At 62.7% G+C, this 424-nt stretch carries 1 protein-coding gene; it reads right to left on the reverse strand.

Features of this window, described 5'->3' with window-relative positions; all coding sequences use genetic code 11:
• The coding region (locus EOE48_RS28945; RefSeq protein ID WP_127734249.1) for an ATP-binding cassette domain-containing protein at nucleotides 1-424 on the reverse strand (424 nt) is incomplete at both ends.

Genomic DNA, 424 nt, shown 5'->3' on the forward strand with positions numbered 1-424 from the left:
GGAACACCAGCTGATTGGAGACCTCGCGAGCAAAGCCCATTTCGTGGGTCACCACCACCATGGTCCGGCCTTCCTGAGCCAGCGCCTGCATGACCTTGAGCACATCACCCACCAGCTCCGGGTCTAGCGCCGAAGTCGGCTCGTCGAACAGCATAACCTCTGGCTCCACGGCCAGGGCCCGGGCAATTGCCACACGCTGTTGCTCACCACCCGACATATGCCCGGGGAAGGCGTCCTTGCGGTGGGAGACACCCACCTTGGCCAGGTAGTGCTCGGCCTTTTCAACGGCTTCTTTCTTGCTCATGCCCAGCACGTGTACCGGCGCCTCGATCACGTTCTCCAGCGCCGTCATGTGCGACCACAGGTTGAAGTGCTGGAACACCATCGACAGGCGCGAGCGCATGCGCTGCAACTGACGCGGGTC

The sequence above is a fragment of the Methylobacterium oryzihabitans genome (assembly GCF_004004555.2).
GTDB lineage: Bacteria > Pseudomonadota > Alphaproteobacteria > Rhizobiales > Beijerinckiaceae > Methylobacterium > Methylobacterium oryzihabitans.